Here is a 14,103-nt window from a genome sequence, read left to right as displayed (position 1 = left end):
TAGCAGGCGTGGCGTGCACCGAAGGGATGCGCGAGGGCAAGCGCGGGAGCTGCGGGGAGAATTCGGAGGAGACTAAAAAACCGGAACGGGCTGGCAGTCGGCTGACTTGGTCCGGGTGAGGAAGGGTATGGCGAAAGTGCGGCGGGATTACTTCAGGGCGGCCTCGTAGCGGCGCGCCACTTCATCCCAGTCGATGATGTTGAAGAATGCGGCAATGTAGTCGGGGCGCCGGTTCTGGTAGTTCAAGTAGTAAGCGTGTTCCCAGACGTCGAGGCCGAGGATCGGCGTGCCGCCCGACAGTCCGGCGAACTGTCCCATCAGCGGGCTGTCCTGGTTGGCGCTGCTTTCGACCAGCAGCTTGCCGTTGGCATCCACCGTCAGCCATGCCCAGCCGCTGCCGAAGCGGGTCTGTGCCGCTTTCGTGAACGCTTCGCGGAATTTGTCGAAGCCGCCGAGGTCCGCGTCGATCGCCTGGGCGAGCTTGCCGGATGGCGCGCCGCCCGACGGTGTCAGCACGGTCCAGAACAGTGCGTGGTTGGCGTGCCCGCCGCCGTTGTTGCGCACGGCCGTCTGGATCTGGGCGGGCAGCTTGTCGATCGACCTGATCAGCTCTTCCACCGTCACCGCTTCCACACCGGCCTCGCCCAGGGCGTTGTTCAGGTTGGTGATATAGGTCTGGTGGTGTTTGGTATGGTGGATTTCCATCGTGCGCGCATCGAAATGCGGTTCGAGCGCATCGTAGGCGTAGGGCAATGGGGGTAGGGTGTATGGCATTGGCGTTTCTCCTGATTGATCGTAAAGACGAGAAAAACGGCCCGCCGCCGCGCTGGCCGACGGTACCGTCCGCCATGATAGCCCGCCAGGCGGATTCGCGTGAGCCGCTTGGCCGGCCAGCTGGCCAAGGCGGGTCGACAGTTACTCCAAGGCTAGCGATTGCGGTATGCTGGCCGGATGATCGACGAAGAAATCACACTGAAGAAACTGGAGATCTTCCTTTCCTTCATGCGCCTGTCCAGCCTGGCGCGCGTATCGGAAGAAGTGGGGCAGAGCATTGTCAGCGTGCACCGCGCGCTGCATTCGCTGGAAGAAGGCTTGCGCTGCCAGCTGTTCCAGCGCGAAGGCCGCAAGCTGACCGCGCTGCCGGCGGCGTTCGCGTTTGCCAGCCATGCGCAGCGGGCGGTGGCGGAAACCGAGGAGGGCATTCGCAAGGTGCGCGAGCTTGCCGGCTTCAACAGCAACCGGCTACGCATCGGCTCGCTGTATTCGCTGACCTTGCGCTGCATCCCGCACCTGCTGATGGGCCTGAAGCTGCGCCGGCCCGAGCTGCACATCGACCTGACGCTGGGCTCGAACAAGGATCTGTTGCAAGGCCTCGCAGATGGCCGGCTCGACGCGGTCGTCATCGGCCTGCAGGGGCCTGCCGACTATCCGAACCTGGTGGCGGTGCCCCTGTTCGAGGACGAGGTACGGCTGGCCGCGCCGCTCGATTCGCCCTATGCCGGCATGGCGCAGGTGGACCTGAAGGACTTGCGCGACGAGCAGTTCATCACGCTGGGCGGCGGCTTCGTCACGTCCGACAGTTTCAATCACGCATTCCGGCAGGCCGGTTTCGTTCCCGAGACCACAATGCAGGTCGGCGATATCTTTTCACTGATTAACCTGGTCGGCAGCGGCATGGGCTACAGCCTGCTGCCCGCCCGGGTGGCCGAGTACAGCGGGCGCATCGAGCTGATTCCCCTGGCCGAGCCGTATGCGTCGCACCAGGCGATCACGCTGTTGCTGCCGAAGTCGCGCGAGCGCGATCCGAATCTGCTGGCGCTGGCGGCGGAGTCGCGGATGTTCGGCAAGGGCATCGGCCGGTGAAGGCACGCCGGGTCAGGCGAGGACCAGGTGTTCGACCGGTCCCATCCTCTCGCTCAGTTCTTCACGGGCATACTGGGGATCGTCGAGCCGGCGCCAGGCCACACCCGGCGCCTGGCGCGCTGTCGTAAAGCGTTCCCGCACGTTGACGACGATGCTGCCTTCGCCGGGCCAGCCGGTGCTGCTGATGCCGGCCAGCCGGTTTCCGGCGCGCAGTTCGGCAGCCAGGGCATTGCGCAAGGCCGCGGGCAGGCGGGCGGCAAGCCGCAGCCAGCCGGGTGCCGCCGTGGCGTTGTCGTCGCCATCGGCCGCTTCGAGCAGCGTTGCGATGGCCGCCTGTTCCGCGGCGATCCGTTGCCCGGTCCAGTCGGCGGGCGGATGGAAATCGTATTGCACATTGCCGCCGCCGCTGTTGTCGATCCAGGACGATCCGGTCATCGGAGGCGCCAGCGCGAGATCGGCACGTTCTCGCCGGGCCGCAACTTTGCCGTATCGGTCGGGGAGACGTAATATTGCGCGCCGCCGCCGCTGCCGAACTGCGGGTTGGCCATGGCGATGCCATGCGCGGCGCACAGCGCTTCGGTGACGTGGAATTCCCGCACCATCTCGCGCAGCTTGCGTGGCTTGCCATCGGGGTCGGTGCCGGGATCGGTGGTGACCTGCACCAGCGCATAGTATCGTTCCCAGCTGCCCCCGGCGTCGCGCAGCATTTGCTCGGTGACGGCGAAGCGGGGCGGAACGCCCGGCGTCAGCGAATAGAACACCGTGCCTTCCTTCACGACGACGTTGGCATAGACGTCCTTGCCGGTGTAGGGATTGTGCGGGTTCGCGGCCGAGATGCCCTGCGTGGCGCTGGCTTCCGTTGCCGGGTCGCGGCCCAGGCAGGGGTCATGGCCGGCCTGCGCCGTTGCCGCCGGATCGGCGGACTTGCCGGCACTCGGTACGGTCGGCGCGGTACTGCACGCGGGCAGCAGGGCGGCCAGCAGCGCGGCCAGGGCCGCCAGCCGGGATGTGGTACCGATTCCGTTCGTCAATGCAGTTCTCATCCGAAGCCTCCTTCGCAGTCCGTTGGAAGATCGATCGTTCGCTCGCTCGTGGTTGCAAGCCACGGCGTGGCTGCTTCGGCGATGGTGGAGATCGATGATAAGCGGCGGGGCGCGGATGAGTTCAGGAATTTTTTCGCAAAAGTGTTGTTCTATTTACTCGTCCGACCACAGCTTTCCAGCGGTGGCCCAGTGTTCGCGCCTGATCTCGTGGAGCAGGATGTCGACCGATTCGGGCGACCCGCCCAGGGTCCGGACAGTGGCTTCCGTGACGGCTTCGACGAAGGCGCGTTTTTGTTCCGGCGTGCGGCCTTCGAACAGTTGAACGTTAATGGTCGGCATACGGGTTGTTCCTTGAAAGATGGCTCAGGTACGGTATCGGGGGCTGGCGGCATCGAGGCGGCGCAGCAGGGAAGGCCACTCCAGCGCGCCTTCGGGCGAACCGTCGCCCACCAGTTGGTCGTGGGCTGTCCGGCACATGGCTTCCGGCGGCTGGAGCAGCGGCACGCCGGCCGCCTGCGCGCGCAACTGCACCTCGCAGGCGCGGTCGAGGGTTTCCATCAGCACGAACGCTTCGGCGATGGTGCGGCCCACGGTCAGGCTGCCGTGGTGACGCAGCAGCATGGCCTGCCTGGCGCCCAGGTCCCGTACCAGGCGCACCTGCTCGTCGTCCGTCATGGCGATCCCTTCGTAGTCGTGGAACGCCAGTTCGCCGTGAAAGCGCAGTGCGTAGGGCGACAGCGGCAGCAGGCCGCCTTCCTGCATGCCGACGGCGATGCCGGCCATATTATGCAGGTGCATCACGCAGGCGGCGTCCGGGCGCGCCCGGTGCACGGCGCCGTGCAGGCGGAAGCCGGACGCATTCACCGTGTACTGATTCACTGTGGACTGCGTTGGACCGGCAACGTTGCCGTCGCCATCGACCTTGACGAGGTTCGAGGCCCGCACTTCGTCGAAGCGCATGCCGAACGGGTTGATCAGGTAATGGCCCGGTTCGCCCGGGACGGCGGCCGTGATGTGGGTGTAGATGCCGTCGTCCCAGCCGTATAGCGCGCAAAGCTGGTAGCACGCGGCAAGGTCGACGCGGGTTTGCCATTCGGCTGTAGAAGAAATGCCGGGGCGGGCGAGGGCCGTCCGTGCGGTTGTCGAGAGTCTGTCCATTGCGCCAGCGTAGCAGGCAAGGTGCAGCGCGTCATGTCCACGCGAGTATGGACTGTTGCTACGAGAAGTTGTCGGTCCGCGTGTGGATTTCCTATTATTAATACTCTTGAAGTAAGGAAAATCTAAGTTTCACCAGCTACCATCGCCACGCCAGAAATTCCGGCGCCTCCGGTGCCCTCCACAATGAAACCCATCCTCCATTTCTCGCACGCCAACAGCTATCCCGCCGGAACCTATCGCCAGTTGTTCGAACAGCTCGGAAAGCAATTCGAAGTCCAGTCGCTCGACATGCATGCCCATAATCCGGCTTTTCCAGTGCGGGATGGCTGGCAGGAACTGGTCGACGAGCTGATTGCCGAGCTTGAAAGCCGTTACCGCGGCGAGCCGGTGATCCTGGTGGGACACTCGCTGGGAGGGATGCTGAGCCTGATGGCCGCGGCGCGCCGTCCGGAACTGGCGCGCTGCGTGGTGCTGCTCGACTCGCCGGTGGTGGCGGGCTGGCGGGCGTTTGCGTGGCGGCTGATCAAGCGCTTCAATGCCGAGGACCGCTATTCGCCATCGCGCCTGTCGGCGCGACGCAGGAATGTGTGGCCGGGCGAAGCCGATGCGCTGCGGCACTTCGCCAGCAAGGAGCTGTTTGCCGCCTGGGCGCCCGGCGTCCTGCAGGATTACCTGGAAGCGGGGCTGGTGCCGCACCCCGACGGCGTACAGCTGCGCTTCTCACGCGACGTGGAAACGGCGGTCTATCGCACCTTGCCCCATCATGTGGGCCGCCTCGTGGCGGGCGAATTCCCGGTGCCGGTGGGTTACCTGGCCGGGCGCATCTCTTCGGAAAACCGCCAGGCGGGCCTGGCGGCAACGAAGGCGCTGGTAGGCCGCCATTTCAGGCTGATGCCGGGTGGGCACCTGTTCCCGATGGAATTCCCCGTGTTGACCGCGCAGGCGATCCGCGACCTGGTTGGCGAGCTGATCGGCGCCGAGGTGGCGCTGGGCGAGGCGTCGCCGCAAGCGTAAAACATTGCAATACTTCTCAGTGCCCGGCCCGATCGCGTAAAATCGCCCCCACGCGGCGCTGCCGCACCCCCCCACCAACAGCATTGAAGCCTTAGCGATGACGATTAAAAGCGACAAATGGATCCGCCGGATGGCGGAATCGACCGGAATGATCGAGCCCTTCGAGCCGGGCCAGGTACGGGCAGTGGACGGCCGCAAGGTGATTTCGTTCGGCACGTCGTCGTACGGCTACGATATCCGCTGCGCCGACGAATTCAAGATCTTCACCAACATCAACAGCACGATCGTCGATCCGAAGAACTTCGATTCGAACTCGTTCGTCGACGTGAAAAGCGACGTCTGCATCATCCCGCCGAACTCGTTCGCGCTGGCCCGCACCATCGAATACTTCCGCATCCCGCGCGATGTGCTGACCGTCTGCCTCGGCAAGTCCACCTATGCACGCTGCGGCATCATCGTCAACGTCACGCCGTTCGAACCGGAATGGGAAGGCTATGTGACGCTGGAATTCTCGAACACCACGCCGCTGCCCGCCAAGATCTACGCCGGCGAAGGCTGCGCCCAGGTGCTGTTCTTCCAGAGCGACGAGGAATGCGAAACTTCGTACAAGGACCGCAACGGCAAGTACCAGGGCCAGCACGGCGTGACACTGCCGAAGGCCTGACCGTCAAGTGGCGCCGCCGCGCCGACGTACGGGAATCATCACGCCTCGACGTTCCGCGTCCTGTATCCACAGGCGTCGCGGCGCTGTCGCGTGCCCTCCGGGCCGCCGTCCGCCCGAGGCGCGGCGCGCGCCCGCCGCGACCAGCGCAGCGTCTGCAACGGGAGTTTTGCTCTACACTTCCCACCGACCCCATGCAACAGCAGCGCCGGCGCATGCTTCGCGGCGCGTGGGCGACGCGGTGCGCACACGGTCGTGAAGTACCGGTCGTAAAGTACATCCTCGGCGTGCGGCCGATCCCAGCGTTCGGTGGCATCGCATGCCGAACCGGCGCGCACCGTCATACCTTTTGCCCCAACAACCCGGCATCAATGGAGATCTGGAAAACATGAACTTGAGCATGCTTGGCCTTGCCACCACTTTCTCGCTTACCCTGCTCGCGTCCGCCGCCCCGGCGGCCGCGAATGCGCAGGCCGGTGCATCCGCGCCCGGCGGCCTGCCTTTCGAGGTCAAGCCGGTCGGCACATTCAAGAACCCATGGGCCATGGCATTCCTGCCCAACGGTAACGTGCTGGTGACGCAAAAGGAGGGGACCATGATCCTCTTCGATCCCGCAACCGGCACCAGGCGGACCGTGTCCGGCACACCCGCCGTCAGCAGCAAGGGCCAGGGCGCGCTGATGGACATCGTGCCCGCTCCCGATTTCGCGGCCAGCAAGCTGCTCTACTTCAGCTACTCCGAGGCCGGTTCCGGTGCCGGCAGCCGGGTGGTGCTCGCTACCGCGACACTGGATCAGGCTGGCGGCACGCTCAAGGATACAAAAGCCATTTTCCGCGGCCAGGAGGCTTCGACCGGCGGGCACTATTCGGGCCGTATCGGCTTTTCGCCGGATGGCAAGTATCTGTTCTTCACCAGTGGCGACCGCCAGCTTCTCGATCCGGCGCAGGACCCAAAGTCGACGCTCGGCAAGGTGCTGCGCCTGAACCTTGATGGCACGCCGGCCGCCGGCAACCCGCTCGCGGCCAGGGGCTTCGATGCAGCCGTCTGGTCGTATGGCCACCGCAACCTGCTGGGCATCGCCTTCGACAGGCAGGGGCGCCTGTGGGAAATGGAGATGGGGCCGGCCCATGGCGACGAGATCAACCTGATCAAGCCAGGCCTCAACTACGGCTGGCCGAAGGCATCGAATGGCAGCCACTATGACGGCCGGGACATCCCCGACCACGCGCCTGGCGACGGCTTCGAGGCCCCGAAAGTGTCCTGGAATCCGGCCATTTCACCAGGCGGCCTGGCCTTCTACGATGCGGACCTGTTCCCAAAGTGGAAAAATTCCCTCTTCATTACCGGTCTCTCGGGCCAGTCGCTGGATCGCATCGCCCTCGACGGCGAGAACGCGACCAAGGCGGACCATTGGGACATGAGCGAACGCATCCGCGCCGTGCGCACCGGGCCGGATGGCGCGCTATGGCTGCTGGAAGACGGTTCGCGCGGCCGGCTGCTGAGGCTGACGCCGAAGAGGTAGGCCGGCGGGACTGCGCGGGCATGCCACTATCTCGCGGATCGGAGAGCCCAGGTTCAGCATATTATGTTGCGCACACGGAGCATGTGAATGATTACTGCCCGATTATGTCTGCGTCTGATCTGGCTCTTCGGGCCGTTTGTTTTGGGCGGGAACGCAGCTAATGCTCACTACATCGGCAATCCTGAAGTGCTGGTAAGCGGAAAGGCGGATAGGGATGACAGGATTGTCGTGTCCCGCGCTATCGAAGAAATTCTCGACGTTACGGCCCATCCGGAAATGCTGAATGATCTTTTGGTGCCGAGACTTCAGCTCAGTAGCTGTTTCAAGTTGAATAACGGGGCGCAGCGATGCGATTATTGGGATCCGCTCCGGGGAAACGGGATTGCGCTAGCACTGGTCGATTTTAATATGGTAAGTGTGAATCGTCCTGGAGACCTGGGTGGGACGGTATTCTGGGATGCGAGAAACGATGTGTGTATCTCTCCTGACGCCGTCTCCGGTTTTGGCGTGCCTCGCATCAAGAGAAGCTCATTGCCAGGTGAACCCTTTGCTGGCGGGGAAGTGCTAGAGCTGACCACGTACGCCTTTACTGATCTCAACCCGAAATGGGGAAACGTCAGCCTCAAAATGCGTGTACGTGACGGCTGCGCAACGGGATTCGAATTGAGGCTTGTTAGATCGCCTGGTTAATCACTTTCGAGGAGAAAATGCACGCCTCGTATAGTGCGAATTTGGAGACGTTATTGAGAAATATTAATTTCGCGTAACAAAACCTGTGAACGTATCGCCAACAGATGAGTAAGCACGCAAGCGAAAGAAAAGCCTGGTGAATGTCGGCCCGACGTTCATAACGGAAGCGCAGTCTGCGAGGACGGCAGGTATTCCCAAGGTATTCCAGTTTTGAGAACAAACAGAATGCCCGTCAGGGCTGCATGATCGTTGACCCGCGGTCGCCCACCTTTCGACGAGCGACTGTGACCGGGAAGATTAGCCTCTATAAGCGACCAAGGTCGTCGGGCCCAAGTGTTTGGGCCATGGTATCAGTCCGGCTTCGGAAACAGCCGTCATCTTGTGCCCAGACTCCGGTCTTGTACGTCCGCTCCCGCCCCATTTCGGTCGTTCGATTCGCTCGTAAGCAGCTTATTCCGAACACTCCGGCCTTATCCAAAATTTCAGTTAGCCCTTCTGGGTAGATGGTTTCAGTCGTGGCGATTAGTTCATCTCGCCCCCACCATCGATGAGCCGCCATTACGTCAACCTCTTCCGTAGTCCAGTTCGAGCACGATATAGACTCCGATTGCGCGTTGACTAAGAAGTATTGTTCGATTGCAAGTACTCGTTCACCATCTGGTAACTGCAAGGGGAATTCCAGTCGGGTTGACAATTGGAATAATCGCGCATCATGAATGCCAGTTTCTTCTCTAAGCTCTCGTATTGCAGCATCGACGAACGTTTCATCTTTCTCGACTCCACCGCCTGGGGTCGCCCAGTAAATTTTGCCGGCTAGTGCACCAGTCTTATGCACGAATCGAAACAACAGCACCCTACGATTCGCAGTGGTGATCAACAGTCTGGCAGTAGGACGTTCACGCATAGAATTTGTTTGTTAGGTTCACGGTGTTGGCTAGAAAAGCTTCCATGAATGCGTGTTACGCTCAAACTTGCCAGACGATCCCAAGTAAGGTCCGCTTCTGGCCCGAACTCGGCCGTTCGCCGCAGCATAACAGAGCACCGAGCCGAAAAAGTCACAGACTGTCACGACAGGCAGCTCCCGCCCCAAAGCAGCCCTTGGTCGCGGTCGTAGTCCATGTCGGAACCTACTGTGGGTGCACCTCGCGCCCCCAGTGAGGTAGAAGCTGGTTGACATCAGAACTCTCTCCATTCCACCAAGAGAAGTGCCATCCAGTCTTCGCCTTATGGTCGAGCTCAATCCATAGCAACTGCATTCCCATCTGCAGCGCGTCCCATTCGTCGACGCCAAAAGCAACGCGTTCGTCCTCAAGAATACCGGGCAAGGTGAGCTTACATTCCCACCACTTGCCGTCCCGCTGCACAGGACGCATTACGCCAACTCTTGTGTGAAACAATATGCCACTCGGTGGCCGTACTTCACATTCTCTACTGACGATCGGATCGTTCATGGTTCTGCTCACTTTGCTATCGCAGCCCGCTAGCCCTGCGTTCAACACCGCTATCAGATGTAACCAACCGGACCGGACGGCCTAATTTCTAGCCGTCTCGGCCGTTCACGTCAGGATAGCAGTTTGCTGAGCGAACCAGAGCAGCTTCCGCTTCGTCCTGAGGTCCAAGATAGGCACGTAAAGCGTCTTCGCGTGTCACCATTGCAAGTGGAATTCCATCCGCCTCGTAGTGTTCAATCGCGATGTCGTCCGCCTTCCGCTTTTGTTGAGATACATTCGTCAGCCTTCCCCCTTTAGCCATTAGGCCTAGGAACTCAAGCAGCGCTCTTGCATGAACCAGCCCAATCTCAACTATCGGATTAGCGATCAACGCAACGTTACCCTCTAGCCTGACCTTTCCGTCGACTACGACCTCAACTTTACGCTGCTGCTCACACTCGTTTGCTAACTTCCATGCAAGCTGAAGCGTTTGGATCGCTTGCAATCGATATGGAATCCATTGATTCAAAACTTCGGCGAGGGTCATCTCTATGTTTGTTTGCAGCTTTGGTTGTATGGCGACAAAAGCTCGTCGCATGTGTCCGCTTCTGGCCGAACTCGGCCGTTCGCCGCAGCATAACAGATCGCCGAGCCGAAAAAGTCACAGACTGTCACGACAGGCAGCTCCCGCCCCGAAGCGGTCATTCTGCGGCAAACACAGAAGATCGATTAGGCGAAGGCTTTATCAAACTTTTCCGGGAACTGCTCTCGCAAAACTTGAGTCAGCACCGATACGCTACCTCTTGAGCAATGCGGTATCCAAAGATCGAAGGTTTTTCCATCTACGACAATGGAAAAACGAAAAGCTGATCGCCAAAAATGTGGGCGCTCAGAAAGCTCAATACTCGAGATCGTATGCCTTTGAAACTTCCGTTGTTGAGATTGGGCAGTTCCAAAGAAGGTTATAGATGTCTCATCAATGCGCACCAGTGGCGTCTTACGCAGATAAGCGACATACTTGTGTATCTGCATGACGAGCAATGTTAAAAAACTGAGGCAGACGACGAGGACGAAAGCGAAGTCTTCATTCTTTGCATGGAATAAAAGCACGAGAAATGCCGGCAACGCCGCAACTGCGGCTAAGGGATTTCCTGATCGTGCTATGTCCATATATCGTCTCATGGTTTTAAACAATAAAAAGTATCGCAGGATATTATAAATGGCGCTATCGGCTAAAATCTGCTTCTTGCCCTTTCTGCAGAGCCGGGCCCCTCGCCCTAGCATAGCAGAATAGAAAGTCGAGAAAATCCCACATTCTCGCCACCGGCCGCTCCTGCCCCAAAGCGGACAGTGCGCCCGAAGGCGGCAGCCAAGTGTCACGGATGTCTGCAACCGTCTGCGGATTCAACCGGTCGACGCAACACAATCGAAAAAGCGTTGTGCTGGCGTTTCATAGTTGAGTGTCTTCCTGGGCCGTTCGTTAAGTTTTCTTGCGACGTCGTCGAGGTGCTCCTGTGAGTACGTCGATAGGTCTAGCCCCTTAGGAAAATACTGACGTAGCAGCCCGTTGGTATTTTCATTTGATCCACGCTGCCATGGGTTTTGCGGGTCACAGAAATACACCTTTATATCAGTCGCCAACGTGAAACGCTTGTGCCCGGCCATTTCCTTACCACGATCCCAAGTCAAGGATTTGTACAGTTCCCGCGGCAAATTGAGAGCGGACTCAATAAGAGCATCGACGACCGTTTTAGTGTCTTTGCCAGCCACTTGCACCAGCATAACGTAACGTGTCTGGCGCTCGACAAGCGTAGCGATTTGACTGTTGTGGCTTCCAAAGAGCAGATCTCCCTCCCAGTGCCCAGGTACCGCTCGATCTTCTACCGAAGCTGGTCGCTCACTGATCGAAACCGCATCAACGATTCGTCCATGGTTGTCTGTTTTTTGCGTGTGGTGACGTGACCTTCGCATACTCCGCGTCCGTCGTAAGTGCTCCAGCAACTCCTTTTTCAATGCCCCACGGGCCTGTATGTAGAGGCTACGGTAAATCGTTTCGTGTGACACGTGGTAGACCTCGCTGCCGGGGTAGGTCTGCTTCAGCCAGCCAGCAATTTGCTCAGGCGACCACTGCGATTGGAGTTTGCGAGCGACGATGTCGGCGAGCTCTCGATTCTCTACCAGCTTACACGGCTTGGGGCGCCGCGCTCGGTCCCATGCATGCTCGTCGGCCTGGCCTGCACGATAAATTTCCAAGCCACCATTTCTTCGAATTTCTCGACTCACTGTCGATGGCGCTCGTCCGAGGAAGGTAGCAATTGTACGAATCGACTGGCCTGCAACCACTGCACGCGATATTTCTTCACGCTCAGCCAATGTCCGAGCAAGCTTGGAACGACATCTTTCTGCTGGACGTATCCCACCAGTTTCAGCCAAAATCCCCATGACAGAAGAGTGATTTCGTCCGAACAGTTCGGCGATCTTTTGAAGCGATTCTCCCTGCTTCCATCGATCCCACATCAACGCCTTCTGACTGTCCGTGTAATAGATCCGAGGTTTCCGCTTCATGGCTACACTCCTCACGACTTATGCAGTCAGTTTAGTGCGTTGCGTTCACCGATTGAATCCGCACCCCGAAGCGGACATTACGACGGACTGGCGTACCCATCAGGACCACCATCGTAAGCAAACTCGAACCCTGCCTGTCCAAGGATTGCTTTTACATGCCCAAAGAAGTGAACGGCCTCTTCATTCGGCTCATACGTTGCGATGACATCAATCTGGATACTCTTGCCTCTGAATTCAGGAAACGTATCGAAAATCTCGCCGCTCTCAATAAATGCCAGATAGCGGTTGATTTTCTCCTGGAGCAGGATCAGGTGCTCGCCGTCCCACGGAAGATGGTCCGCGACCACAAGACGAACCTTGTCGGTTTCCCGGTCAATGTATGCGATATCTAAAACCGAAGTTTGCTCAACTGTCATTCGTACGTAGGGAAACAAGTTTAGGTGATCGGCAGCGACGTCCGCTTCTGGCCCAAGCTGTGTAAAAACGCCGGCCGTGTAAACGAAACCAGTTCGGTAAACGTTGGGTGAGTATCTCATCAACCGGGGTGCAAGATGAAGCGCTTCATTGAAGGTGAAGACCGAGGACAGGGGACGTTGCTGCCTGAGCTGCTGGACGACTACGTGGCCGAGAACAATCCGGTTCGCGTGGTCGATGTATTTGTAGAAGAACTCGACTTGGGAAAACTCGGCTTCGGGCGTGTGCAGCCGGCCAGGACGGGACGACCGTCCTACCATCCAGCAGTACTGCTCAAGCTCTACATCTATGGCTACCTCAACCGCATTCAGTCGAGCCGGCGGCTTGAGCGTGAAGCGCAACGTAATGTGGAACTGATGTGGCTGACGGGGCGGCTGACGCCGGACTTCAAAACGATTGCCAACTTCCGAAAGGACAACGGCAAGGCGATTCGCAATGTCTGCCGGCAGTTCATCGTACTGTGTCAACAACTGGACCTGTTCGCCGATGCAATGGTCGCAATTGACGGCAGCAAGTTCAAGGCAGTCAACAGCAGTGATCGCAATTTCACGCAGGCCAAGCTCAAGCGCAGGATGGAAGAGATCGAGGCCAACATCGGTCGTTACTTGGCAGACCTGGACACGGCTGACAGGCAAGAACCGGCGACGAAACAAGCGCGCAGCACCCGGCTGAACGACAGGATCGCGGCGATGAAGTCGCAGATGGCTGTCCTTAAGGAAATCGAAGCGAAGCTGGAAGCGACTGGCGAAACGCAGATCTCGCTGACCGATCCGGATGCCCGTTCAATGATGACGCGAGGCTCGGGCATCGTCGGGTACAACGTCCAGACCGCGGTCGACGCCAAGCACCACCTGATCGTCGAGCACGAGGTAACCAATATCGGCAGCGACCGCGATCAACTGTCAAGGATGGCTAAGAAGGCCCGCACTGCAATCGGGACCACCACGCTAACTGCGATCGCTGATCGCGGCTACTTCAAAGGCGAGGAAGTCCCGGCATGCAGCCAAGCCGGCATCACTGCAGTAGTGCCAGCGACAAAGACGTCCAATGCCAAGGCCGACGGGCGATTCGACAAAGCCGATTTCGTCTACGATCGGGAGAAGAACGAGTACCGCTGCCCAGCTGGTCAATCCCTGATCTGGCGATTTTCCGGCGTTGAAAAGGGCATGACGCTTCATCGCTACTGGAGCTCGAACTGTAAGGGTTGCCCGCTCAAGGATAAGTGCACGTCGAGCCAGGAGCGCCGGGTGACGCGCTGGGAACACCAGGACGTGCTTGACGACATGCAGGAGCGTCTTGAACAAAATCCGAACGCCATGCGAATCCGGCGTTGCTCGGTCGAGCATCCCTTCGGGACGATCAAGTCATGGATGGGCGCCACGCATTTCCTGACAAAAGGACTCGAGCGTGTGAAGGCCGAGATGAGCCTGCACGTGCTCGCCTATAACCTGAAGCGCTTGATGACGTTACTTGGTGTCGATGGCATGATCGAAGCAGTCAGGGCATATGCCCTTTTACGGGCGTTACAACGTGCGTTTGCAGCGGTTACCCTACTGGTTCAGTCGCCGAGCTCGAAAGGTGGGAATAGCTCATGTAGCGCCCCTTCAAACCGCAGAAATGCAGCGGCCGGGTGCAGACTGATCACATCTATCCATTTCTGAGTTTTTACACAGTCTGGGCCGA

General features: G+C 59.5%; 16 protein-coding genes and 3 pseudogenes. 6 read left to right on the top strand and 13 right to left on the bottom strand.

The window, feature by feature from the left end; all coding sequences use genetic code 11:
* Nucleotides 1-147 precede the first annotated feature (147 nt).
* Nucleotides 148-774 carry a superoxide dismutase gene (locus tag ACY34H_RS27345; RefSeq protein ID WP_464980578.1) on the bottom strand — a complete coding sequence of 209 codons (627 nt, stop codon included), beginning with the start codon at nucleotides 772-774 and terminating at the stop codon, nucleotides 148-150.
* A gap of 177 nt (nucleotides 775-951) precedes the next feature.
* On the opposite strand from ACY34H_RS27345, the gene ACY34H_RS27340 reads away from it, so the two are divergent.
* On the top strand, nucleotides 952-1,863 hold the full coding sequence (locus ACY34H_RS27340; protein WP_464980577.1) for a LysR family transcriptional regulator: 912 nt from the start codon (nucleotides 952-954) through the stop codon (nucleotides 1,861-1,863).
* Between the two features lie 12 nt (nucleotides 1,864-1,875).
* Here the strand turns inward: ACY34H_RS27340 and ACY34H_RS27335 are convergent, their stop codons facing one another.
* The 4 genes from ACY34H_RS27335 to ACY34H_RS27320 form a co-directional block, all read right to left on the bottom strand.
* On the bottom strand, nucleotides 1,876-2,298 hold the full coding sequence (locus ACY34H_RS27335; protein ID WP_464980576.1) for a hypothetical protein: 423 nt from the start codon (nucleotides 2,296-2,298) through the stop codon (nucleotides 1,876-1,878).
* The gene (locus tag ACY34H_RS27330) at nucleotides 2,295-2,906 is read right to left on the bottom strand and encodes a hypothetical protein (RefSeq protein ID WP_464980575.1); all 612 of its coding nucleotides are present in this window, start codon (nucleotides 2,904-2,906) and stop codon (nucleotides 2,295-2,297) included. Before ACY34H_RS27330 ends, ACY34H_RS27335 begins: the two co-directional genes overlap by 4 nt.
* Nucleotides 2,907-3,059: 153 nt before the next feature.
* A complete protein-coding gene (locus tag ACY34H_RS27325; protein WP_464980574.1) occupies nucleotides 3,060-3,245 on the bottom strand; it encodes a 4-oxalocrotonate tautomerase in 186 nt (61 codons plus the stop codon).
* 24 nt (nucleotides 3,246-3,269) lie between these two features.
* Nucleotides 3,270-4,064, bottom strand: a complete 795-nt coding sequence (locus ACY34H_RS27320) for a class II aldolase/adducin family protein (protein ID WP_464980573.1) — start codon at nucleotides 4,062-4,064, stop codon at nucleotides 3,270-3,272.
* 183 nt (nucleotides 4,065-4,247) lie between these two features.
* On the opposite strand from ACY34H_RS27320, the gene ACY34H_RS27315 reads away from it, so the two are divergent.
* The 4 genes from ACY34H_RS27315 to ACY34H_RS27300 all read left to right on the top strand — a co-directional run bounded on the left by ACY34H_RS27315 (nucleotide 4,248) and on the right by ACY34H_RS27300 (nucleotide 7,951).
* Nucleotides 4,248-5,078, top strand: coding sequence for an alpha/beta fold hydrolase (locus ACY34H_RS27315; protein WP_464980572.1), 831 nt, complete (start codon nucleotides 4,248-4,250; stop codon nucleotides 5,076-5,078).
* Between the two features lie 97 nt (nucleotides 5,079-5,175).
* The gene (gene dcd / locus ACY34H_RS27310) at nucleotides 5,176-5,742 is read left to right on the top strand and encodes a dCTP deaminase (protein WP_131145955.1); all 567 of its coding nucleotides are present in this window, start codon (nucleotides 5,176-5,178) and stop codon (nucleotides 5,740-5,742) included.
* A 316-nt stretch (nucleotides 5,743-6,058) separates the two neighbouring features.
* Nucleotides 6,059-7,261 (top strand): PQQ-dependent sugar dehydrogenase, encoded by a 1,203-nt coding sequence (locus ACY34H_RS27305; RefSeq protein ID WP_464980571.1) that lies wholly within the window; start codon nucleotides 6,059-6,061, stop codon nucleotides 7,259-7,261.
* Between the two features lie 87 nt (nucleotides 7,262-7,348).
* Nucleotides 7,349-7,951 (top strand): hypothetical protein, encoded by a 603-nt coding sequence (locus ACY34H_RS27300; RefSeq protein ID WP_464980570.1) that lies wholly within the window; start codon nucleotides 7,349-7,351, stop codon nucleotides 7,949-7,951.
* A gap of 82 nt (nucleotides 7,952-8,033) precedes the next feature.
* On the opposite strand, the pseudogene ACY34H_RS27295 reads toward ACY34H_RS27300, so the two are convergent.
* The 8 genes and pseudogenes from ACY34H_RS27295 to ACY34H_RS27260 form a co-directional block, all read right to left on the bottom strand.
* Nucleotides 8,034-8,129, bottom strand: a pseudogene (locus tag ACY34H_RS27295) (IS5/IS1182 family transposase); the annotation flags it as partial.
* 4 nt (nucleotides 8,130-8,133) lie between these two features.
* Nucleotides 8,134-8,259: pseudogene (locus tag ACY34H_RS27290) on the bottom strand (transposase); the annotation flags it as partial.
* Nucleotides 8,256-8,855, bottom strand: a complete 600-nt coding sequence (locus ACY34H_RS27285) for an NUDIX hydrolase (protein WP_464980569.1) — start codon at nucleotides 8,853-8,855, stop codon at nucleotides 8,256-8,258. The pseudogene ACY34H_RS27290 and the gene ACY34H_RS27285, both read right to left, overlap by 4 nt.
* Before the next feature lie 223 nt (nucleotides 8,856-9,078).
* Nucleotides 9,079-9,402 (bottom strand): DUF6968 family protein, encoded by a 324-nt coding sequence (locus ACY34H_RS27280; RefSeq protein ID WP_464980568.1) that lies wholly within the window; start codon nucleotides 9,400-9,402, stop codon nucleotides 9,079-9,081.
* An 88-nt stretch (nucleotides 9,403-9,490) separates the two neighbouring features.
* The gene (locus ACY34H_RS27275; RefSeq protein WP_464980567.1) at nucleotides 9,491-9,979 is read right to left on the bottom strand and encodes a hypothetical protein; all 489 of its coding nucleotides are present in this window, start codon (nucleotides 9,977-9,979) and stop codon (nucleotides 9,491-9,493) included.
* Between the two features lie 131 nt (nucleotides 9,980-10,110).
* A complete protein-coding gene (locus ACY34H_RS27270) occupies nucleotides 10,111-10,551 on the bottom strand; it encodes a hypothetical protein (RefSeq protein ID WP_464980566.1) in 441 nt (146 codons plus the stop codon).
* A 234-nt stretch (nucleotides 10,552-10,785) separates the two neighbouring features.
* Nucleotides 10,786-11,946 (bottom strand): IS30 family transposase, encoded by a 1,161-nt coding sequence (locus ACY34H_RS27265; protein WP_464980565.1) that lies wholly within the window; start codon nucleotides 11,944-11,946, stop codon nucleotides 10,786-10,788.
* A 77-nt stretch (nucleotides 11,947-12,023) separates the two neighbouring features.
* Entirely contained in the window at nucleotides 12,024-12,482 is a 459-nt protein-coding gene (locus ACY34H_RS27260; RefSeq protein ID WP_464980564.1) for a DUF6572 domain-containing protein, read from the bottom strand.
* Between the two features lie 15 nt (nucleotides 12,483-12,497).
* Here ACY34H_RS27260 and ACY34H_RS27255 point away from each other — a divergent pair.
* Nucleotides 12,498-13,925, top strand: a pseudogene (locus ACY34H_RS27255) (IS1182 family transposase); the annotation flags it as partial.
* Between the last annotated feature and the right edge of the window lie 178 nt (nucleotides 13,926-14,103).

The organism is Pseudoduganella sp. jia 9 (assembly GCF_055502615.1).
This window is presented reverse-complemented; position numbering and strand designations above follow the sequence as displayed.